Source organism: Modicisalibacter ilicicola DSM 19980 (assembly GCF_900128925.1).
GTDB lineage: Bacteria > Pseudomonadota > Gammaproteobacteria > Pseudomonadales > Halomonadaceae > Modicisalibacter > Modicisalibacter ilicicola.
In genome coordinates this window covers 19156-41351 of the sequence record NZ_FQUJ01000023.1, presented here as the reverse complement: position 1 = coordinate 41351, position 22196 = coordinate 19156, and the positions used below count along the sequence as shown (strand labels likewise).

General features: G+C 63.0%; 18 protein-coding genes and 1 CRISPR repeat array. Of the genes, 11 read left to right on the top strand and 7 right to left on the bottom strand.

All coding sequences use genetic code 11. From position 1 onward, the window contains the following. Nucleotides 1-5: 5 nt before the first annotated feature. Nucleotides 6-994: a CRISPR direct-repeat array (repeat unit 29 nt; unit sequence TTTTCTGAGCTGCCTGGGCGGCAGCGAAC). Nucleotides 995-1123: 129 nt separating this feature from the next. The 6 genes from cas6f to cas1f form a co-directional block, all read right to left on the bottom strand. Next, nucleotides 1124-1693: a type I-F CRISPR-associated endoribonuclease Cas6/Csy4 gene (gene cas6f / locus BUA41_RS17770; protein ID WP_072825423.1), complete on the bottom strand. Its 570-nt coding sequence runs from the start codon at nucleotides 1691-1693 to the stop codon at nucleotides 1124-1126. Nucleotides 1694-1696: 3 nt separating this feature from the next. Continuing rightward, nucleotides 1697-2734, bottom strand: a complete 1038-nt coding sequence (gene csy3 / locus BUA41_RS17765; RefSeq protein ID WP_072825421.1) for a type I-F CRISPR-associated protein Csy3 — start codon at nucleotides 2732-2734, stop codon at nucleotides 1697-1699. A gap of 15 nt (nucleotides 2735-2749) precedes the next feature. After that, nucleotides 2750-3721: a type I-F CRISPR-associated protein Csy2 gene (gene csy2 / locus BUA41_RS17760; RefSeq protein ID WP_072825418.1), complete on the bottom strand. Its 972-nt coding sequence runs from the start codon at nucleotides 3719-3721 to the stop codon at nucleotides 2750-2752. After that, nucleotides 3718-5025, bottom strand: a complete 1308-nt coding sequence (csy1, locus tag BUA41_RS17755) for a type I-F CRISPR-associated protein Csy1 (RefSeq protein WP_084671801.1) — start codon at nucleotides 5023-5025, stop codon at nucleotides 3718-3720. The genes csy2 and csy1 overlap by 4 nt, the downstream gene beginning before the upstream one ends. A gap of 489 nt (nucleotides 5026-5514) precedes the next feature. Further along, entirely contained in the window at nucleotides 5515-8850 is a 3336-nt protein-coding gene (gene cas3f, locus BUA41_RS17750; protein WP_072825414.1) for a type I-F CRISPR-associated helicase Cas3f, read from the bottom strand. Continuing rightward, entirely contained in the window at nucleotides 8847-9824 is a 978-nt protein-coding gene (cas1f, locus tag BUA41_RS17745; protein WP_072825412.1) for a type I-F CRISPR-associated endonuclease Cas1f, read from the bottom strand. The genes cas3f and cas1f overlap by 4 nt, the downstream gene beginning before the upstream one ends. 157 nt (nucleotides 9825-9981) lie before the next feature. On the opposite strand from cas1f, the gene BUA41_RS17740 reads away from it, so the two are divergent. From BUA41_RS17740 to gloA, 11 genes are all read left to right on the top strand, one after another. Then, a complete protein-coding gene (locus BUA41_RS17740; RefSeq protein ID WP_072825411.1) occupies nucleotides 9982-10659 on the top strand; it encodes a hypothetical protein in 678 nt (225 codons plus the stop codon). A 117-nt stretch (nucleotides 10660-10776) separates the two neighbouring features. Beyond that, the gene (locus tag BUA41_RS17735; protein ID WP_072825409.1) at nucleotides 10777-12618 is read left to right on the top strand and encodes a PHA/PHB synthase family protein; all 1842 of its coding nucleotides are present in this window, start codon (nucleotides 10777-10779) and stop codon (nucleotides 12616-12618) included. Nucleotides 12619-12642: 24 nt separating this feature from the next. Continuing rightward, nucleotides 12643-13422, top strand: coding sequence for an SDR family oxidoreductase (locus BUA41_RS17730; RefSeq protein ID WP_072825407.1), 780 nt, complete (start codon nucleotides 12643-12645; stop codon nucleotides 13420-13422). 75 nt (nucleotides 13423-13497) lie between these two features. Continuing rightward, nucleotides 13498-13638 (top strand): hypothetical protein, encoded by a 141-nt coding sequence (locus BUA41_RS19335; RefSeq protein ID WP_175547005.1) that lies wholly within the window; start codon nucleotides 13498-13500, stop codon nucleotides 13636-13638. After that, nucleotides 13638-14363 carry a metal ABC transporter ATP-binding protein gene (locus BUA41_RS17725; protein ID WP_072825405.1) on the top strand — a complete coding sequence of 242 codons (726 nt, stop codon included), beginning with the start codon at nucleotides 13638-13640 and terminating at the stop codon, nucleotides 14361-14363. The genes BUA41_RS19335 and BUA41_RS17725 overlap by 1 nt, the downstream gene beginning before the upstream one ends. Continuing rightward, nucleotides 14360-15283, top strand: a complete 924-nt coding sequence (locus tag BUA41_RS17720; protein ID WP_072825403.1) for a metal ABC transporter permease — start codon at nucleotides 14360-14362, stop codon at nucleotides 15281-15283. Before BUA41_RS17725 ends, BUA41_RS17720 begins: the two co-directional genes overlap by 4 nt. Then, on the top strand, nucleotides 15283-16227 hold the full coding sequence (locus tag BUA41_RS17715) for a metal ABC transporter solute-binding protein, Zn/Mn family (protein ID WP_072825401.1): 945 nt from the start codon (nucleotides 15283-15285) through the stop codon (nucleotides 16225-16227). Before BUA41_RS17720 ends, BUA41_RS17715 begins: the two co-directional genes overlap by 1 nt. A 14-nt stretch (nucleotides 16228-16241) precedes the next feature. Continuing rightward, nucleotides 16242-16907, top strand: coding sequence for an ABC transporter ATP-binding protein (locus BUA41_RS17710; RefSeq protein WP_072825399.1), 666 nt, complete (start codon nucleotides 16242-16244; stop codon nucleotides 16905-16907). Beyond that, on the top strand, nucleotides 16904-19378 hold the full coding sequence (locus BUA41_RS17705; protein ID WP_245791957.1) for an FtsX-like permease family protein: 2475 nt from the start codon (nucleotides 16904-16906) through the stop codon (nucleotides 19376-19378). Before BUA41_RS17710 ends, BUA41_RS17705 begins: the two co-directional genes overlap by 4 nt. Then, a complete protein-coding gene (locus BUA41_RS17700) occupies nucleotides 19375-20493 on the top strand; it encodes a lipocalin-like domain-containing protein (RefSeq protein ID WP_072825397.1) in 1119 nt (372 codons plus the stop codon). Before BUA41_RS17705 ends, BUA41_RS17700 begins: the two co-directional genes overlap by 4 nt. 79 nt (nucleotides 20494-20572) lie before the next feature. Further along, on the top strand, nucleotides 20573-21109 hold the full coding sequence (gene gloA / locus BUA41_RS17695; protein ID WP_072825395.1) for a lactoylglutathione lyase: 537 nt from the start codon (nucleotides 20573-20575) through the stop codon (nucleotides 21107-21109). Between the two features lie 70 nt (nucleotides 21110-21179). Here the strand turns inward: gloA and BUA41_RS17690 are convergent, their stop codons facing one another. Further along, nucleotides 21180-22148 carry an ABC transporter substrate-binding protein gene (locus tag BUA41_RS17690; RefSeq protein WP_072825393.1) on the bottom strand — a complete coding sequence of 323 codons (969 nt, stop codon included), beginning with the start codon at nucleotides 22146-22148 and terminating at the stop codon, nucleotides 21180-21182. Between the last annotated feature and the right edge of the window lie 48 nt (nucleotides 22149-22196).

Sequence of the window (22196 nt, the reverse complement as noted above, 5' to 3'; positions counted from 1 at the left end):
CCACCTTTTCTGAGCTGCCTGGGCGGCAGCGAACGGCTGTTGCGGTCGAACTCAAGGAAAGCTATTTTTCTGAGCTGCCTGGGCGGCAGCGAACGTCTCCAGATAGAAAATGCGCCTCAGCGGGATTTTCTGAGCTGCCTGGGCGGCAGCGAACTGGTTCGAGAATTGATGCGCGTCACCAAGCCATTTCTGAGCTGCCTGGGCGGCAGCGAACTTATGAACCTCCCGGCATCGAAGGTGCGTGATTTTCTGAGCTGCCTGGGCGGCAGCGAACGCGGTGCTTTCGGATGTTCACGTCTGGTGCTTTTTCTGAGCTGCCTGGGCGGCAGCGAACGCGATGGCGGTTCCCGCATTGGTCAGAGCCGTTTTCTGAGCTGCCTGGGCGGCAGCGAACTTATGAACCTCCCGGCATCGAAGGTGCGTGATTTTCTGAGCTGCCTGGGCGGCAGCGAACGCGGTGCTTTCGGATGTTCACGTCTGGTGCTTTTTCTGAGCTGCCTGGGCGGCAGCGAACGCGATGGCGGTTCCCGCATTGGTCAGAGCCGTTTTCTGAGCTGCCTGGGCGGCAGCGAACTCCAATCAACATCGACACCCTCAAATGGCGGTTTTCTGAGCTGCCTGGGCGGCAGCGAACTTACAGACAAAACGTCGCACCTTTCACAATTTTTTCTGAGCTGCCTGGGCGGCAGCGAACGCAATTACCATCAACGAGATCGGTACACGCCTTTTCTGAGCTGCCTGGGCGGCAGCGAACAAATTGCTGCTCTGGAGCGGCATCGTCATCGTTTTCTGAGCTGCCTGGGCGGCAGCGAACGGACAAACACCCTCACCGATCCCACTCGACCATTTCTGAGCTGCCTGGGCGGCAGCGAACTCATGCACATCGACCAGGGACCGCACATCATCTTTCTGAGCTGCCTGGGCGGCAGCGAACCTGACAAGCTGCGCTTGGCTCGTGCTTGGTGGTTTCTGAGCTGCCTGGGCGGCAGCGAACTAGAAGAAAATAGCGCTAATTGTCTGATTTTTAAAGAGCCTCCTGTAAAAGGCACGGTATCACCCTTTTAAAGACGACACCGCTAACCCGTTGTTTTACCGCCCTTCATTTATCCCTTGCAAAAAAGGGTCAAAACCAGGGTACCGTGGCATCGTGGCTTAGACCGTAGTGGTTGAACGCACCTTGCACGGGCTCCTTCTGCGGCTTGCCATGGTCGATAAACAGGCAGAAGCGCTGTTGGCTTGAACGGCTATTGATCTTCACGAACGGCAGCTCGATGCGGCGTGAGGCCGGTGTGGCGTATAACCGCCGCGCTTCCTCCAGGCTTACACCGTGGCGTTTCGCATAGCGCTTGGCGCGGCTTTCGCTGCCTGTGTTGAACTGCCGACGCTTTACCTCAACGTGGGCTGCTCCTTCGGGTACCGCTTGCACATTGCTCAACGTGACGTGATCGCGCATACCGGTTAGCCAGTCACTCTCCATCAGTTGCTCGAGCCTTTGCCGATTGCCATGGAGACGAAGTAGCTCCCCCAGGGTGCGGGCCTGCACGCCAAGCCGGTATTCGGGAAAGCTGACGCCGATATCGTGGGCATCCAGATCGAACAAGGCACGGTGCAACTTGTTATACAGCGCTCGCAACAGCATCACCCGGGAGAACTCGGGGTCCGGTCGCAGCCGGATGTCGATGTAGTGATCCATGATTCAGCCCGCCTCGCCGAACACACCGCCGCGAATCAATGTCGCCATCACGAAGTGCTGCTGCTCCACCGTAGGCACCTGATCCTTGATGATCCAGCCATCCAAAAGCGAATAGAAATCGGCTTTTTGCTTGGGCTGGCGATAAGCACGACCCTGGGTCGTCACGGAACCATAGGGTTCGACGGCGATGGGGCCAAGATCCTCGCCCTCTTCCAGCGGGTACCAGGTATCGATGGTGCGAATGGCGTTGCCGAGTTTCTGTGAGTGAATGCCGGCGATCTCATCGACTTCATACAGCGTCTTGCTCTTGTCGCCGCGCCCGCGATCAAGTATCAGTTCCTGGGAAGGAAAGACCTCCTGCCCTTCTCCAATTCGGGCAAAGGCGACGACTTCCAGCAGGACATGACGCTCGCCACTAAGGCCGTCACGAATTCGAGCAGTCAGCGCCTCCAGATCGGGCTGTGCCGCTTGCGGAGCTTCAAAGCCACGTAGCGAGAGGTTCAACGCATCGAAGGTCCAGCTGCTGGTGGCCTGCCCTTGCTCCACGAGACTGATGCGGACCTCGACCTGCTCGGCGCTCATACGATTGCGCCAGAGAAAACGCCCATTGGCGAGGTTGTAGGCATAGCGCTTCGCCAGTTCGGTGAAGCCCTGTTCACTGACGTAGCCTTTTACCGTTTCGTTCAGCTTGGCCTGATAATCCGCATTGTTGCAGGCGGAAGGTTTGCCTGCGCCGCCCAATACCCGCAGGGTAAAGCGCGTCATCAGAGTATCCGCATCGCTGGGTAGCGTGGCGACATCAACGGTTTGCAGGTTGGGATTTTCGATGGCGGCATCCAGCTTGGCGGGATCCTGATCCTTGGCTTTCAGGCGATTGGAGATGGTGCCGCGCACGGATTTTTCGCGAATGCTGATGGGCTGCCAGTCCTGTATGCTTCCGCGCTGCGCCCAGGCGCCGGCATACATCAGCGCGTCGGATGGGTCGAGCTTGCGCTCGAAGGCGAGGACGGAAGCGGTCTTGAGAGTATCGTTCTTGGCCACGATAAGGCTCCTGTTTCAGTCGTTGATCAAGGTATCGGTGTAGGCGTTACTTAGGCGATAGATGTTGTGTTTCAGGTCATTTTCCACAAACCACATAAGGGCTTCGGGATCCTGAATACGGTGAGGGCTTACCCACTCACCGATCGAATAAAGGCTTTCGACGAACCGGAACTTCACGTCAGTGGCGCGGGCATTGGCCACCTCGCCGGGATCGAATAGCTCGGAAATGCCGCCGTAACCAACCGGGATTGGTACCAGCCAGCCGGGGTAAGGGCGGCGAATTTCCCAGCTCGCTTGCTTCTTGCCATCCGCGCCCTGCGTGACACGGCACTCGTAATTGATTCGCGAGAGGTCTAGCCAGGCGTCCAGCGGCGTAGCGCTGGTGTCGTTTTCCTGAAGCGTGGCGGTGTGCTCGATAAGCCGATCGTCACGTAACACCAAGGCAAAACCCGGCAGTAATCGACGCTTGAGGCGTCGCCATTGATTGGCACTTTCTGCCTCCTTGGCATCGAAACTGATCAATTCCGGTCGGTAGCACCGCTCGCCGGGGTGCGGCGGCACCACGCTTCCACCCGCGATGCGCATCCCCTGAACCTGCCGGTACAGTCGTTGGGCAATCGCTTGTCGTCGCTCTGCGCTTTCCAGGTCATCTCCGCCGTCTGCCTCGACACCGATCAATAACGAGACTTCCAGGTGCGCTCGGCCTTCTTCAACGATGGCAGCTGTACTGCCTGTCTTATCTACCGGATTGCGGGTTAGGTGAAAGGCGCGCGTGAAGCTACCTTCCGTGACTTGGGGGTCGATGCGGTGACACACCACACCAATCTCGTTGAAGACCAGTTTGATATCCTCCGGTAGATTGCGCTCTAGCGCCTGCATCATGCCTATGAACGCGCTCATGGCGGGGAAGCCCCAGGTCATTGGGCTAGAGATAGCGTTGGCGTTCTGGATGCGCAGCCGAGGAAGCACCAAGAGATGATTGATCATGCGAGGGCCTCCATATCTTCTTCATCACGCAATGCGTCCTGCAGATCGTTGAGCTGACGGCGGAACTCGGTCATAACGCCTTCGAATTGGCGCTCCCAGCGATGATGCTCTGCATCGCCGAAGTGCAGACGGCTCTTATGGCCCAATTCACGATTAAGCCAGATGGCAGCACGTGAACTTACGGCTGCATGCCAATCAGATCGACGTCGCGCTTCGGCAAACTCACCATCTTCATCGGCTCGCCCCGGGTCCAGCCAGTACTGCTCTTCTGGAGCCAGCTGACACTTTTCGTCAGTCGTCCAGCCAGGCGTCAATGAGTGGATATCAAAGGTAAATAGCATCAGTTCGTCGACCAACATAACGGTCAAGTCATCGCGCAGATCACGTGTGTGCATATTCTTGGCAGGACCCACTTCCAGAAAGCGCTTCAACTCATCGACGATCTTCCGGACAGCCGGACGTCGCTTGAACGCTCGAAACGGCTCTCGCATCGGTGCGTAAATTTCACGCGACTCCCAATTTGGAGGCAGTGACGCCAACAGATAATTTTGCCCACCTCGCTCGCTATTAAGCTGCGAGATGTTCTGTGGCTTGGTGCCGCCCATCTTCTGGGCTGCCAAATTGGGGTAGCTGATATAGCCTCCCTCAAAGGGCGCTTTATCCTTCAGTGCCTTGCGTGCTGCCTTATTGTGATCACCAAAGAACCAGGCATTGGGACTGACTTGCGCGTAGAAGCGGTGTGTAAGCGCTGTAGCATAGAGCGGCGCCAACAGGTGATAGCTTTCGTTATCGGTGGGATCGTCGCCGACCAGCCAATATATCTGTTTGCCCCGAACATGAGAGCTTGGCTTGCCCTTGGGCTCGGTAATACTGGCGAAGGCACGCATCCAGCTTTTGGCCTTCTCTCGATCCTGGCTCAAGGCATCAATCAATACTTCATCGAAATCGAGCGCCAGCCCCAGTAGCGAGCGCCCCTGCCACTCCAGCTTGAGGAACTTGTAGACATCTAGTGCCGCGGCATTGCCGACGACGTCACCCTGAAAATCGGCTGGCAGGCAGTGGCTGCCCACCAGTCCGTTTTGCACAAGTGGGCCGGGCTCGACGTAGAGATTCGTGCCCTTAGCATCAGGATGAATTGCTTTCAGTGAATGCGTGACTACCTGCAGCTGACTGACACGATGGGCAGCATTGGCAAGCCAGGTTTCCGGCTCAAACTGCTGCTGGAGTTCGAGATAGCTGGGGTCACCTGTTGCGAGCTTTTCTACCTTGGTCGCGAAGCGGTCATGAATAAACCACTCGATCATGTCACGTATTGACCTGTGGGGCTGGGGGTCTGCTGACATCGTTTATCTGCCTTATCTTGGGTGGCATACCAAAGGCATGTCATAATGAGCCCCAAGCGCGGTAACGCTTGGGGCAGCTTTGGATCGAACTATCCATCTCTTCTAACGGGACGATAACTAATCATCCTCATACCTCCTTGCGCTTGCGAAAGCAGACCAGATGTTATCGGTGCTTTACTCGCCCTTTGAGCGGCCACTCATAGGGCGAGCACCTCACTCACAGCATCTGAGCTTGAAGACACAATATACTGGCCTGCATTAAATATCAAACCTAGTGTCTAGCATCCTAATATTCTACAAACCCTCAAGAGCAACACCTACCGTTTGGATGGTAGAATCCCACCTGCAACCGAACAGGTTGCTTAGAAATAGTGGCCAGCGTCCTAAAACGCTTGAAACTCGTTCGCTGCCGCACAGGCAGCAGCAGCCAACCTATCCAGGGCGGCTGCTTTATTTCCGCTTCACGAACCCCAGCGCAGGATGAAAATGCCACCCCTGCGGGGCGTAGCTCGTTTTCAAGCGGATGCGCCCGAAGCGTCGGGCACAACGCTCTATGGTCATGTCCATGGCCTCGGCCTGATCCGCCAGCGCAGCCATGTAGTCGGGCTCGTTCCATGGCGCGATGCGTGCATGGCTGAAGACGTCATCCGGCAGGCGATCCAGTTCGGACTCCACAGGCGTCAGCCTCTCGTCCCTTCCCTCTTGGTCCACCCGCCAGAAACCGTAGTCTTCCTCGCCCTCATCCGGCAGCAGCACGAATTCGCACTCAGGCTCGTTGTCTTCCCGAAAAGGCTGTTGCTGCATTGCCAGCGCCCCGAGGGTCATCGATGAGGTGCGATAAAAGAGATACGCCCCCAGATCGACCTGCGCCGGCTCGCCGCGACGTTTGCGTCGCTGCCCGGGAGTGGCGGCTGCCTCGACCATGAGCGCGGCAAGTCGTGTGTGTTCGAGGTCTACGAGTTTTTGGGTGGGATCGAGCACTTCTGCCGGCATCAGTCGCGGGCGCGAGTCGATGTGTTCGATCTCATCGGCTCTCAATAGCTCCGCCAGTTGATGCGTCACCAGCGGCCAGCGCTTCTCTGTTTCAAAGCCCGGTCGGCTAAATACCGGTGCAGCCCGCTTCAGATGACGGACGTTGGTATCAAGCAGGGCAATATTAGGCGCATGAGCGGGCTCGGGACGGTGGCGCCGTATGCGGCCAGCGAGCTGAATGATAGAGCGCATTGAAGAGGGCTCGACTATCGCCCAATCGTAATCATGGTCACGACCGACTTCCGTGACCGGCGAACCAAGCACGATGAAAAACTGATTCCTAGCAGGGCTGCCATCAAGCTCTGTACGAATATCGACAAGACCGAACACGGCGTTCTCCTCGCGCCGATCCAGCACTCGGTCCAGCCGGGCCTCCAAGCGCGAGCGCAGCAGCAAAGGGAACTGCGAGTGGTAAACGCATAGATGAATCTGCCGATCTTCCGGAATATCCGACCGATAAAGCGCCTGAGCAACGGCCACCAATGGCTCGATGTTGGCCATGCGCACCAGACCGAAACTGACTCGCTTGCCACTGTGGGGGTCAACGGCGTGGTGCTGTTCGTGGAGGGCGCACGCTTGCGTAAGTATTGTCTGTGCCACTGCCTGATAAACATCCTCCGGGTGAGCGGAGGGCGCAGACAGCGGGACGAGATACCCCCGGCGAGCCGGAGCCTGACCGCTGAGCCGGGCGGCACGCTGCCGAGCAAACTTTATGTGGGCGGCATCGAACTCCTCGCCCTCGGCACATATCTGCTGGGTGCAGCCGTGCTCATCGAACCAAGCGCAGCAAGGGCTCACTGGGGTTCCAGGAACACCTCGATGGCGCTGATACTCTGCGCGGCCGGTTCGATATGCCTCGAACAGGCCGCGCACCAATGCCGGCGACAACGTGGCGGAGGAAAGCAGTACCCGTGAGCCAAGCAGCCCGGCCCAATAAACAAGACGCGTCAGGCCGGGAAGGTCGTCGATATCGAAGTCATCCGGCTCATCGAGCACGAGATCACTGCCCATCAACCGCAGCATAGGTACGATCTGGTGGCCGCCGCGCAAACTTTCCGTCGCCGGTATCAAGTGGTCAATCGTACACACCAGCACGGGCGCGCTGATCAGCGCGCGGGCACGTGGATCTTGTGTAGCCCGTGACAGCAGAGGGTGCTCATCGATCCGTCCTTCGAAATGGACATGACTCTGCTCATCCAGCAAAGCGGCTCGCGACTCCGAGCCGCCGCTTTTTCGCTGCTGATGCTCGAATAATGCTCGGCTGGCACTACCCCCGACCCGAACGGCCAAGTCGTCGCTGCCCAGCCCCAATCTTTCCCGGTAAGCTTGCCCGGTTTGCAGCGTAAGCGTTCGCAGACCAAGCGCAATCGAGAAGCGCGCCCCCTCTTCAGGATCGCTCAAGGCGTACATGATTCGACCGTTGGCGATTGTCTTGCCACAGCCGGTGGAAGCCATGTTGACCCCGAAAAAACCCTGCTCACGGGCCTTGTCTCGCACACCTACTGCCAGGTCGAATGCCTGGTCCTGCCAACGAAAGCGGCTGTCGCGGCTACGCTGTCGCAATCCCTTGTGTCGCGCAATGCGCGGCAAGCCTTTTTCCATGTCCGGCAGACGGTGAACGATTTCGCCCACCGTGCGTGTCACGCCTAACAAGTGCTCGTCAAGCGGCTGACACAGCCGACGCTTGCCATGCAGGGCAGCCGTATTCGCATATAGCGCCGTAGACCAATCGCCGGACAGGCGGCCAGCATCGGTCAGGCTCGAGTAGTGATGATCCGCGAGCATCATAGCCAAGCGTGCTAGATGCATCACATAGGGCGATTCCAGCGGTGGTGCAGTGATACTGACGACTCGCAGTTGCCGCGCCAGTCGCTGACTGCGTTGGCGCCAAGCATCACTCGTAACGGGCAGCCCCTCGGGAAACTCCCAGTAGGGCGCAACCTCTGCCGGCGAGGTGTTCTCTACCCTTTCATTCCAGGCAGCGGTGAAAGCCTCTGGCAACGCAGGCAAGATAGCAGCATTGAGTATTCCTCGGGCACCGGACCATTTCTGTTGTCCGTTCTCATCGAAAGCCGGCAATGCGGGCAAGCGATGATGGCTCAGAATCAGCCAACCGATCGCTGCGGCAAGCGGCGGCATTCCCGCAAACGGTGTTTTCGACTGTTGTTGACCATTAATCAGCCCATCGCATTTGAGCCGGTCTAGCCAGCAGGCATCATCATCAAAAGTGAAGTGTTCGAGTCGATATAGCCAGGCGGCATCTTCATCCTCGCCGACGAAGGCCTCCAGCAATCTGAGCGATACCCATTCGTGGCGGTAGAGGTTGCGGCCTTCGAGGCGGCCATGAAGCCGGTCTTGAAAAGCGCGGCTAGCCTTGCCTAGGTCATGAAAAAGCGCCGCCAGCGATGCCAGAAGATGTATCAAACGCCCGCTGTGCCAATCATTTTCATCCTCAGTACGCAGAATATTGCGACGGGTCGTATTGGTGGGCACGGCGCCCTGCATATTGAAACGGCTGGCATCACCGACGATCCACATCAGTTCGCTATGATCTCGGCCGCGGATCCAATGGCAGGCCACGGCGGTATTCTTGCGCGCTGTTTTACGCAGTAGGCGCCTCAAGGTATCAAGACCCGCTTGGGTGATGGGCGTCTGCCAGGTCCGCTCGCCACGACGCTCGGCGAACTGATCGAGAATGCGCCGGGTCTCCTTGAGCGCGTTCTTGTTGCACTGGGAGACGATCAGCACATTCATGACTCGACGCCCCCTAGATCGATGGCGATCTCCTTCAGGGTGTCGATCATGAAATCCAGGGATTCGCTGCGAGTAAGGCTTTCGATGCAGGCCTGGCGGAACTCCTGCTCCTCATCGCCACGCATCGCCGAGATAAAGGCTTGCGGCAGAATGACCGCATCCTTGACCAGATCTGCCACATCGAACACCAGCCCACCGCGCCGGGTCTTGCCGTGCAGTACCGCCAGGCCATGAGGAATGCCCAGTACCCAGGTAGCGGTGGCGCCCAGACCATAGGCCAGATAGTTGCCGTGATCGAGAAATCGGTTGGCCGGGTCCGTGCCACTACCGCGCTTGGCGCGAGTGAACTCGCCATAATCCACTGCCTGTACTGCGAGCTTGAATAACGTCTTGGTCAAGCGTGCTTCCAGAGTCAGTAAGTCGAGGGTACTTGGGGCTTTGATAATGGCCTCGCGATGCAGCCCCAAGGCCGAATTCAAGCGATCCGACGAGAGAGTAAAGCCGGCATCGAGCAATGGCTTGCTACCAAGCCAATGGGTTTCGATGCGTGAGAGCCGAGCCAGTTGAAAGCGTTTGGCCGCCTCGAGACGTTTCTCGTCATCGAACCAGAAGCGCACCCAGTGCTGCAGATACTCGGTGGGCCGGTATTCGCTTTGCGGGTTGAACCAGGCGACATCTACATCGACTTCATTGGCGGAAAAGAGCGGTGTGCCTCCACCGCCACAGAAGCCGACCAGCACACCCGCCTTGGCCAATTCGCGCATAGCTGCTTGAGTAATCGAGGTGCCGGTTCCCAACAGAATCGAAGTCGTATTGGCAATGGGAATGTTCCAATACTTCGATTGGCGCCCTTCATCGGTGACATACTCCACACGCCCACCATTGACCAAGACACGGCAATGCTGAAGATAATATAGATTCGCTCGCTTTGAATGCAGAATCGTCTTGAGCGATGTGGGTGAGAAGTCATCCATATTGATCCCTGCCTGTTGGAATTTCCTTGGCTTCAGTCATCTAAGCATCTTTCGCCACCTTCTAAAGTTTCGAAAAGCCAAGCCGAGGCATTTTAATTCCTCGATTGCCCTACCCTATACTCCCTGACACCCCATTAAGGACTCTCTGGAAATCCCCATGCCCACCATCCACCCCACCCCGGCCGCCCTGCTCCTTTTCCTCTTGTGCCTGACGCCCACCGCGACCTGGGCCCAATCCAGCCAGCAGGCAGAGTGGCAGGCCTATGAAGATGCCCTGTCGCGCGGCGAGCGCCAGGCGCAGATCTGGCACTACGGATGGACGGGGATCTACGCGACGAGCCTGGCGGTCAATGCCTATGAAGCCAGCGAGGCGGATGACGACGACGATCGTTTCGACGCGCGGGTGGGTACGGTGAAATCCGCGCTGGCCCTGAGTGGGATGTTCCTGGATACCCAGCCGCATCCGGCTGCCCGGCGTGAGTTCGAACGCCTGCAAGCGGCTGGCGATCTCGAGCAGGCTCGAGACCTGATGCGCGAAGTGGCGGCGGAGGAGCGGGCGCGTCGTTCCTGGCAGGCACGGGTAGACTCGCTGATCGTGAATACCCTGGGCGGCCTAGCGATCGGCCTGGGTGACGATCGCCCGGGGGACGGGGCGATCAGCTTCGCCACCGGCATGCTGGTCAGCGAGTTGCAGTTGCGCACTCAGCCCACCCAGGCCGGGCATGCCCTGAACCGCTTTCAGCCGGCACGACTCTCCCTAGGCGGCATGCACCTCGACTATCAGTACGCCTGGACCCTGGCCCCCAATCAGGTGGGGGTACACATCCGCTACTAGCCGTCATCGCCACTTGCCAGGCACGCGTGCCGCTCGCCCTTTCGACATCCCCGGCCCGAGGACTATAGTGACTGGTAGCCCATGCCATACGTCAGCAGTTTTTGACAGGGAGGCAACATGGCCAAGCAAGCCGGTCGTGCGTCACGCTCGCCGCAGACCACCACCCCAAGTAACCAACGCCCCCTCGCTCCCACCGAGGCCGACCAGCAAGCCAGCACGGCGCCGTCATCTGCCGAACAGGTGGACCCCTTCCGGCAATGGAGTCAACGCCATCATGCCGCGCTGGCCAAGTTCACCGCGGGGCTGTCGCCGGCCTCGATCTTCCAGGCCTATGCCGACTGGTGGGCGCATCTGCTGCTCTCGCCGGGCAAGCAGGCGCATCTGGCCTTCGATGCCCAGCAGCACCTGCGTCGTTTCACCGAATATCTGCCTCAGGCCATGGCCAGTCACGAATGCGAACCCTGCATCGCGCCTCCGGCCCAGGACGACCGCTTCGACGAACCGGAATGGCAGCAGTGGCCGTTCAACGTCATCCACCAGGGATTCTTGCTGAACCAGCAGTGGTGGGACACCGCCACCCGGGACATGCCGGGCATGAGCCGGCATCACGAGGACGTGGTCAATTTCATCAGTCGCCAGCTGCTCGACATGGCCTCGCCGGCCAACAGCGTGTGGACCAACCCGGTGGTGCTCAAGCGCACCCAGGAACGGGCGGGGCGCAATCTGATCGATGGCTTCCTGCATGCCCAGGAGGACATCGAACGTTTCGTCGAGAGACGCCCCCCGGCGGGCGCCGAGCGGTTCACCCCGGGAGAGACGGTAGCGGTCACCCCAGGCCAGGTGGTTTATCGCAATCAGCTGATGGAGCTGATCCAGTACACTCCCACGACCGAAAAGGTGAAAGCCGAGCCGCTGCTCATCGTGCCGGCCTGGATCATGAAGTATTACATCCTGGATCTTTCGCCGGAGAATTCCCTGGTGCGCTGGCTGGTGGATCAGGGTTACACGGTGTTCATGATCTCCTGGAAGAATCCCGGCCCCGAGGAGCGCAACATGGGCATCGAGGATTACCGCCAGACCGGCATCATGGAAGCGCTGGAGGCGGTCAACGCCATCGTGCCCGAGCAGAAGGTCCACGCCGTGGGGTACTGCCTGGGCGGCACGCTGCTGTCCATCACCGCGGCGGTGATGGCGCGCAACGAGGACGACCGCCTGGCCAGCCTGAGCCTGTTCGCCAGCCTCACGGACTTCGAGGAGGCCGGCGAACTCGAGCTCTTCATCGACGAAAGCCAGGTGCATTTCCTCGAGGATGCCATGCGCGAGCAAGGCTACCTGGAGGATTGGCAGATGAAGGGTGCCTTCCAGCTGCTGCAGTCCAACGACCTGGTCTGGTCGCGGATCGTGCGCGAGTATCTGCTGGGCGAGCGCATGGGCACCTTCGACCTGATGGCCTGGAGTACCGACGGCACGCGCATGCCCTACAAGATGCACTCCCAGTACCTGCGTCGGCTGTATCTCGACAACGCCCTGGCCCAGGGGCGCTACAAGGCCGACGGTCAGCCGGTGCTGCTTGGCGACATCCGCCTGCCGAGTTTCCTGGTCGCCACCCGCAAGGACCACATCGCCCCGTGGCGCTCGGTGTACCGTAACCAGCTACTGCTCGGCGGCGATATCACCTTCACGTTGACCAGCGGCGGCCACAACGCCGGCGTGGTGAGCGAGCCCGGGCACAAGCGGCGGGTCTACCAGATCGCCGACAAGCCAGCGGACGCGGCCTACGTCGATGCCGACACCTGGCATGCGCAAGTGCCGGAGCGCCAGGGCTCCTGGTGGCCCGAGTGGCACCGGTGGCTGCTGGAGCACACCAGCGGCGAGAGCGAGCCGCCGACCATGGGCAATCCCGACAAGGGCTACGAGCCCCTGGAAGAGGCGCCGGGCCACTACGTACTCGAACGTTGAACCCCGCCCAAGGAGGGAGAAGACATGCAACTCAAGGACAGCGTCATCGCGATCACCGGTGCCGCCGGCGGCCTGGGCCGCGCCATGGCGGTGCGCCTGGCGCGCTGTGGCGCCAAGACGGCATTGCTCGACATGGACGAGGAAGGCCTCGAGCAGACCCGCGAGCAGTGCGAACAGGCCGGGGCGACGAGCCGAGGCTATCCGCTGGACATCACCCAGGAGGACCAGGTGGTGGCGTGCTTCCAGAAACTGATCGAGGACTTCGGAGGGCTGCACGGCATCATCAACAACGCCGGGGTCACCGCGGATGGCCTGCTGGTCAAGGCCAAGGACGGCAAGGTAGAGAAGAAGCTCTCTCTGGAGGATTGGGACAAGGTCTCGAAGATCGACATGCGCGGCGTGTTCCTGTGTGCTCGGGAGGCAGCGGCCCGGATGATCGAGCATGTCGACGCCGAGGCCCCGGAGGTGCGCGGCGTCATTCTCAACATCTCCAGCATCAGCCGATCGGGCAATGTCGGCCAGACCAACTATGCTGCCGCCAAGTCCGGTGTGGAGGCCATGACCGTGACCTGGGCCAACGAGCTCTCGCGGCATGGCATCCGCGTCGCGGCCATCGCGCCGGGCTTCTGCGAGACCGCCATGGTCGAGAAGATGCCCCGGAAGGCGCTCGACAAGCTCAAGGCAAGCATCCCGTTCCAGCGCCTCGGCAAGCCCGAGGAGATCGCTCACGCCGCGCAGTTCGTGATGGAAAACGACTATTTCCATGGCCGGGTATTGGAGGTGGATGGCGGCCTGCGGCTGTGATGAGGGAGACGGGTTCGCCTGGTGACGTTGGCGCGGTTATGGTATAACCCTGGCTTTTTCCCTGGGGACCCTGTCATGCCCCACCGTCACCGCCCGGATGGGCCCTGTCACTTCTCCCTGATGTCCCTGTCGGCGCGCAGGCGTCTGTTGCTGGCGCTGGTGCCGCTGGCGCTCCTGTGGCTGGCGGTGAGCTGGGCCACGGGGGCTTGGGGCTGATGGCGCGACTGAAACTGGAAGACGTGCAGCTGGCCCAGGGCGGGCGAAGGGTACTCGAGCACCTCACGGGGAGCTTTCCCGATGGGGCGATCACCGCCCTGATCGGTGCCAACGGGGCGGGCAAGAGCACGCTCATCCAGGCGATCATGGGCCTGTTGCCGCCGGTCGCCGGGCGCATCACCTGCAGCGTGCCCCGGGAGCGCCGCGCCTGGCTGCCCCAGCAACTGGCCCTGGACCTGAGCTTCCCGATGAGCGTGGAAGAACTGGTGATGACCGGCACCTGGCCCAGCCATGGCGCTTTGGCGGGCTACTGCGCGCCGCACTACCGCAAGGCCCGCCAGATCATGATGCGCCTGGGTATTTCCCATCTTGCCCATCGCCCCCTGGGGGAGCTCTCCGGCGGCCAGCGCCAGCGCGCCCTGCTGGGCCGCACCCTGATGCAGGAAGCCGAGCTGTTGCTGCTGGATGAACCCTTCGCCAACGTCGACAGCGAGACCGTCGAGGTGCTCACCGACGTGCTCCGCGACATGGCCGATCAAGGCACCACCATCATCGTCGTGCTGCACGATCTCGAGCAGCTGGGACGCCTGGCGGGGTGCGTGCTGCTGCTAGCCGGCGGCCGTGGCCACTGGTCCACGCCCCAGGCCATCCTCGAACGCTACGGCAAGCCTCAAGGTGTCCAGACCTCGCTGCCACCTCTGGACCTGCGCGGAGCGACCCCATGATCGAGACGCTGGAGGCGCTGCTGCTCACGCCGCTGACCGACTACGGCTTCATGCGTCGCGCGCTGGTGGCGGGACTGGCGCTGTCGCTGGCCGTGCCCTCTCTCGGGGTCTTCCTGATGCTGCGCGGCATGAGCCTGATGGGCGATGCCATGGCCCACGCCATCCTGCCCGGCGTGGCCCTGGGGTTCCTGCTGGCGGGCATCTCGCTGCCGGCCATGAGCCTGGGGGGCGTGCTCTCGGGGCTGGTGGTCGCCGGCCTGGCCGGCGGGGTGTCGCAGATGACCGGCCATCGCGAGGATTCGGCCATGGCCAGCTTTTATCTCATCTCCTTGGCGGCAGGCGTGTTGCTGGTCTCCCTGGGGGGCAGCAGCGTCGATCTCACCCATGTGCTGTTCGGTTCGATCCTGGCGGTGGACTCCGGCGCGCTGTTGCTGATCGCGACGGTGTGCAGTGTCACCGTGCTGCTGCTGGCACTGATGTTCCGGGCCCTGGTGGTGGAATGCCTCGACCCGCTGTTCCTGCGCGGCCAGGGCGTGCGTCATGGGCTGATCCACGGCCTGTTCCTGGGGCTGGTGGTACTCAACCTGACCGCCGGCTTCCAGACCCTGGGCACGCTGATGGCGGTGGGCCTGATGATGCTGCCGGCCACCGCCGCACGCTTCTGGTCGAAGCGCCTGGAGGGGCTGATCGGCCTGGCCGTCCTGATCGCCATGCTGGCCAGCACCGGCGGCCTGCTGCTCTCCTACCATTTCGGCTTGCCGTCCGGCCCCTGCATCATCCTGCTGGCCGGTATCGCCTACCTGTTCTCGGCGCTGTGCGGGCGTCACCATAGCCTGCTGGCACGGCTGCGCCGCACGGCGACGCCGCCGGAATCCTCTGCCGAGGAAGACCAATCCACATCCCAAGAAGGTACGACGTGATGAACAGAGCCTGGATTCTTGCCCTGCTGCTGGCCGCCAGCCTGCCAGGTGCCCATGCCGCCGAACCGCTACGCGTGGTGGCCAGCTTCAGCATCCTGGCCGACATGACCCGGCAGGTGGGGGGCGATCATGTCGACGTCACCTCCCTGGTCGCCCCGGATAGCGACATTCACGCCTTCTCGCCCAGCCCCACGGACGCTCGTCACCTGACCCGGGCCGACCTGCTGGTGTTCAACGGCCTGCAACTGGAAGGCTGGATGCAACGCCTGATCGAGGCCAGCGACTACAGCGGCGTACGCGTGACCGCCAGCGACGGCATCACGCCCCTGGCGGGCGATGGCCCTGCAGACGATGAGCGGGACGACGACCACGATCATGACCACGACCACGACCACGACCATGGTGAGGCCGACCCTCACGCCTGGCTGGACGTGGCCCGCGGCCAGCAGTATGTCGCCAACATCCGCGATGGGCTGATCGAGGCCGACCCGGCCCATGCCGAGGCCTATCGTCGCAACGCCGCGCGGTATCTTGATGAACTTGAGGCACTGGACCGCGAGATCCACGACCTGATGGCCGCCATTCCCGAGGCGCAACGGGTGGTGGTCACTGGCCATGAGGCCTTCGGCTACTTCGCCGATGCCTATGCCGTGCGACTGCTGTCGCCGGCGGGACTGAACACCGCCTCTGCCCCTTCTGCGGCCGACATGGCACGGCTGATCGATATCATCCGCGAGAATCAGGTACCGGCGCTGTTTCTCGAGAACATCGCCAACCCGGGCATCATTCGCCAGCTGGCGGAAGAGACCGGCCTGCCCATCGCCGGCACGCTCTACTCCGGCGCCCTGGCCCGGGAAGGCGAAGCCAGCACCTATGCGGGCATGATGCGCCATAATGCTACCTTGCTACATGAGGGTCTGACCTCTACCAAGACGCAGGACTAGCCGATAGGAGCGCCATGCTGCGACTGAGCGGCATCACCAAGACCTACCCGACGCCCCAGGGGCCGCTGCGGGTGCTCGACAGCGTCGATCTTGAGCTGGCTGCGGGCGAGAGCCTGGCGTTGATGGGCGAATCCGGCAGCGGCAAGTCGACGCTCTTGCACCTGGCCGCGGGCCTGGACCTGCCGGACAGTGGCAGCGTCGAGCTCGATGGCCAACGCCTCTCCGCCTTGAGCGAGCCCGCGCGCGCCTCCCTTCGCCGCCACCGGCTGGGTCTGGTGTTCCAGCAGTTCCATCTGGTGCCGAGTCTCTCGGTGCGCGACAACCTCACCCTGCAGGCGCGGCTCGCGGGCCGCGATGATCGCGCCTGGACCGATCACCTGCTCGCCCGGCTGGGACTCGACGGGCTGGACGATCGCTATCCGGAGCAGCTTTCCGGCGGCCAGCAGCAGCGCCTGGCCATCGGCCGCGCCCTGGCGCCGCGCCCGCAATTGCTGCTGGCGGATGAGCCTACCGGCAACCTCGACGAAGCCGTGGCGGACCAGGTGCTGGCACTGCTTCAGACGCTGATCGACGAAAGCGGCTGCGCGCTGCTGGTGGTCACCCACAGCACCCGGGTCGCCGCCCCCATGGGGCGACGCCTGCGCCTCGCACGCGGGCGCCTGCTGGAACCCGGCCGATGAGTGCGGTCATGCGCACCACCCTGGCAACACTGTTGTCGCACTATCGGCCCCACCCCGGCCAGCTGCTCATGCTGCTGCTGGGGCTCTGGGTCGCCAGCGCCCTGTGGAGCGGCGTGCAGGCCATCAACGCCTCGGCCCGGGAGAGCTACGCCCGAGCCGAGGCATTGTTCAGCAGCGACCTGGATCATGTCGAGCGCCGCGACGACGCGCCCCTGACCCTGGACGACTATCTCGCCCTGCGGCGTGCCGGCGTGCCGGTCTCGCCGGTCATCGAGGGCGAGCTGGAGCTCGCCGACGGCGAGTCGCTGACGTTGATCGGCATCGAGCCCCTGACCCTGCCCGGTGGAACGCCCCTGGCCCGGCAGGACGCAGACGCGGCATCCCTGCGCGACTGGCTATTGCCGCCCCATCGTGCCCGGGTGGCCCCGGACAGCCTCGACCTCGCGCGCAGCGATGCCCGTCTGCCGCCCCTGGAAGTCGATTCCGGCCTGCCGCCGGCCACCCTGGTGACCGACATCGCGGTCGCCGCGCGGCTGCTCGACAAGGGCCATCGATTGACCCGGCTGATGATCGCCCCGAACCGGCGGGTCGATCTGCCGTCGGCGTTCGTGCGCACCTCGCCGGCCGCCCCGGCCTCGCCGGGCCAGCTCGCCGACAGTTTCCATCTCAATCTGACCGCCATGGGCCTGCTGGCCCTGGTGGTGGGGCTGTTCATCGTGCATGCCGCCCTGGGCCTGGCCCTGGAGCAGCGCATGGGGTTGCTGCGCACCCTGCGGGCGTTGGGAGTGCCGGGTCGCACCCTGGTCCTGGCGCTGGGTCTGGAACTGCTGCTGATCGGTACCCTGGGCGCACTGCTCGGCATCGTCAGCGGCGTGATCCTGGCCCGACTGCTGCTGCCTGACGTGGCGGCCACCCTGGATGCCCTCTACGATGCCACGGTGAGTGGCTCGTTGACCCTGCCCTGGCACTATTGGGTGGGCGGCTTTGCCATCACCCTCGGCGGGCTCGTCACCGCTGGCGCCAGCCTGCTGTGGCGGGCCTCCCGGGTGAGTGTCCTGGCCCTGGGCCAGGTCCAGGCCTGGCGCGCCAGGCTGCAACGCCAGCTACGTGTCCAGGCGCTGGTCGGCGGCTTGCTGCTGGGCGTCGCCGCACTGCTGTGGTGGCAACTGGGCAGCCAGCCCGGGCAGCGGGAGCTCGCCCTGGGCTTCACGCTGGTGGCCTTGCTGCTGCTGGGTACCGCGCTCTGGCTGCCGCCACTGCTGGGTGGCGCATTGCACTTGCTTACCCACCGCCTGCCCGGTCGAGCCGTGCTGTCGCAGTGGGCCGTCGCCGACCTGCAACTGCAATTGCCCAGGCTCTCCCTGGCGATGATGGCACTGCTGCTGGCCCTTTCCGCCAACCTGGGGGTGGGCAGCATGGTCGGCGGCTTCCGCCTGACCTTCCTCGACTGGCTCGATCAGCGCCTGCTGGCCGATCTCTACGTGCGCCCGCCTGCCGATCAGGCCGGCGAGCTTCACGAATGGCTCAGGCAACGTCCCGAGGTCGATACCCTGCTGCCCACCCGCCAGGCCGAGACCCGGCTGATCGATGAACGAGGGGAGGCTTCTCCGGTCACGCTGTTCGGCATCGCCCCGGAGCCGATCCTGCGCCGGCACTGGCCGCTGCTCGACACCCTCGACGGTCGCGAGGCGGCCTGGGCCGCGCTGACCCGGGAGGCAGCCTTCGTCAACGAGCAGCTGGCGCGACGCCACGGGCTGGAGCCCGGCGACGTGCTGCGATTGAAGGCGTCCCGGGGCGTCGTGACGATGCAGATTGCGGCGGTCTACCCGGACTACGGCAATCCGCGCGGCGAGATCGTGCTGCCGGTCAGCCGTCTCGCCGCCCGGTTCGATGCCCCCCCGGGCACCCTGGGGGTGGTATTGGCGCCGACCCAGGCCCGGGAGCAGGCCCTGGATCGGCTGCGGGGGGCACTCGCACAACGCTTTACCTTGCTCGGGGATGCCGCGATGATCGACCAGCAGGCCCTCAAGCGGACCGCCACCGAGGTGTTCGAGCGTACCTTCGCCATCACCCGGGCGCTCAACGCGCTGACCCTGGGGGTCGCGGGGCTGGCGCTGCTGACCACCCTGCTGGCCCAGGCCGAGACGCGCCGTGCCCAGCTGGCACCGCTCTGGGCGCTGGGCGTGTCCCGGGGACGACTGGTCGGGTTGCAACTCGTTCAGCTGGTGGGCGCGGCCCTGGGCACCGCGCTGCTGGCGATTCCCCTGGGGCTGCTGCTGGCCGGGGTTCTGGTGGCAGTGATCAACGTCGCGGCCTTCGGCTGGCGCTTGCCGCTGCACCTGTTTCCCGGGCAGATGCTCCTGACCCTCGTGCTGGCCGCGCTGGTTGCCGCCCTGGCCGCCCTGTTGCCCGCCTGGCGCTTGTGGCGCATTCCGCCCCGCCAGCTCTTGCAGGAGTTTGCCGCCGAATGACGCGTATCCTCCTGCTGCTGACACTCATTGCCGCACTGCTCCTGGGCTGGCAGTTCTGGCCCGACGAACGGCCGACATCGACCAGCTATGCCGGCCTCGGCGAGGACACCGCCGACTTCCGCCAGGCACGCCCCGGCACGACGCTGGCCTTCCCCGCCGACCACGGCCCGCACCCGGACTACCGCATCGAGTGGTGGTATCTCACCGCCAACCTCGTCGACGAAGACGGGCGAGCCTTCGGCGTGCAGTGGACGCTGTTTCGCCAGGCCATGGCGCCGGCCGATCCTGCCCTGGAGACGCCGTCGCCCTGGACCAGCCGACAGCTGTGGATGGCCCACGCGGCCCTGTCGACCCTGGGCGATCATCGCTTCAGCGAACGCTTCGCCCGAGGGGGCGTCGGTCAGGCCGGGGTGGAGGCGGCCCCCTTCGCGGCCTGGATCGACGACTGGTCGCTGCGGGCTACCGACGCCACGGCAGGCCTCGATCGTCTTGTGGTACAGGCAAGCGATGAGACCTTCGGCTATCGTCTGAACCTCGATGCCGAGGGGCCGCTGGTGCGCCACGGCGACGCCGGGTTCAGTCAGAAATCCGCCGATGGCCAGGGCTCGATGTACTACAGTCAGCCGTTCTATCGCGTCACCGGCCAGCTGCGCCTCGACGGCGAAGTCATCGCAGTCGGCGGCAGGGCTTGGCTGGACCGGGAGTGGAGCAGCCAGTTGCTGGGCCCCACCCAGAGCGGCTGGGACTGGTTCTCGCTGCATCTGGATGGTGGCGCCAAGCTGATGGCCTTCCGCCTGCGCGGGGGCAGCGATGAAAAGGGGGACGGCGGCGATTACCTCTCGGGGAGCTGGATCACGCCCCAGGGCGAGGTCACTCCCCTCGTCGGCGACGAGCTGCGCCTGACGCCGCTCGATGACAGCCGGGTCGCCGGGCGCGAGCTGCCGACGACCTGGCGCGTCGAGGTGCCCGGTCATGGGCTGGACGTGACGGTGCGCGCGCGTCATCCGGACCAGTGGATGGACACCTCGTTTGCCTACTGGGAGGGCATGGTGAGCGTCGAGGGCAGCCAGGAGGGGGTCGGCTACCTGGAGATGACCGGCTACGCTCCCGAATGAGGGGCGGCAATGAGACGATCCGTCGAGTGCGCTACGCTATAGAGCACTCGCCAACGACGCACAGCAAGGAGCCGCTTCTATGACCATATTCACCGAACAGCATCCCGGCGTGGAGCAGAAGGTACCGCCGGAGACCTCGGGCTTCACCTTCAATCACACCATGCTGCGCATCAAGGAGCCCCAGCGTTCCCTGGCCTTCTACAGCCGGGTGTTCGGCATGCGCGTGCTGCGCAAGCTGGATTTCCCGGAGATGCAGTTCACGCTCTATTTCCTCGCCCGGGTGGACGTGGACGAGACGGTGCCCGAGGACGTGGGGGAACGCACCATGTGGACCTTCAGTCGGCGCGGCGTACTCGAACTGACCCATAACTGGGGCACCGAGGACCAGGCCGACTTCGCCTATCACGACGGCAATGCCGAACCCCAGGGCTTTGGCCATATCTGCTTCTCGGTCCCGGATCTGGCGACGGCCATTCACTGGCTGGAGAGCAACGAGGTGACGTTCGTCAAACGCCCCGAAGAGGGCAAGATGAAGAACGTCGCCTTCGTGAAAGACCCGGACGGCTACTGGATCGAGATCGTCGAGGCGGCATTGATGAGCCAGATGGGTCGTTGAAAAGACGCTGCCCGGCATCCTGGTGCCGGGCGATATTCCCTGCGGCTTGCACCCAAGCCGACCTTGCCGATCAGGCATCGGACAGATCGAAGGCCTGCTTCAGTGCCGGCCAGGCAGGCTCGCCGTCACGGGTCGTCACGCCCTCGGCGAAGGCCTTGATCTTGCCGGGGTTGTTCTTGATCCACTCCTCGGCCACTTCCTCGGGCTCGCGTTCTTCGTAGCCGAAGCCCATGATCATCTTGCTCTGATCCTCGGAGGAGATCGTCAGCTGGTCGAGGAACTTCCGGGCGTTGGGGTGGGACTCGGCAAAGGATTTGTTGAGCAGGGTGCGCACGTCGCTGCTTCCGCTGTCCGGCCCCCACAGGTCCTCCGGGTCGTCGAGGTAGACGATGTCGTACTCGATGTTCATCCAGTGCGGCGTCCAGGCGCCGAAGACCACCCACTCGTCGTTGCTGATGGCATCCTTCACCACGCTGAGCATGCCGGGGGTCGAGGTTTCGGAAAGATCCCAGTCGCCCAGACCGTAGATGTCCTCGTCCACCGCGCCGTTGAGAATCTCGCTCATCCCGGAACCGGCCTCGATGTTGTAGATGATGCGGTCGAAGCGCTCGGCGAACTCCTCCTTGTCCAGGTCCTCGGCCGAGGTGACGCCGGCTTCGGCGACATAGCGCGGTACCGCGAAGCCCAGCCGCGCACCGTCGACGTTGTTGCCCAGGTCGACGAGGTTGCCCTTTTCCATGGTGGGATCGTACATGCTCTGCTGACCGGGCAGCCAGGCAGCGAGAAAGGCGTCCACCTCGCCGAGGTTGAGCGCCTCGTAGGTAATGGTGGCGCTGATCTCCTGCTGGCTGGGCCGGTATCCCAGCGCCTCGAGCAATGCCGAGGCCATGGCGGTCTTGACGGTGACCCCGGGCCAGGCCGGCGCGGAGAAGCGCACGCTGGCATCCTCCTGCTGCGCCATGGCGCTGATGGGGAATGTCAGAGGCGCCATCGCGAGGGCCGTACCGGCAATCAAGGTGAACGAGCGTTGTCTGATCATGGAAGAACTCCTTCGCAACCAAGTAAACAGTGATTATTGTAGGCACGA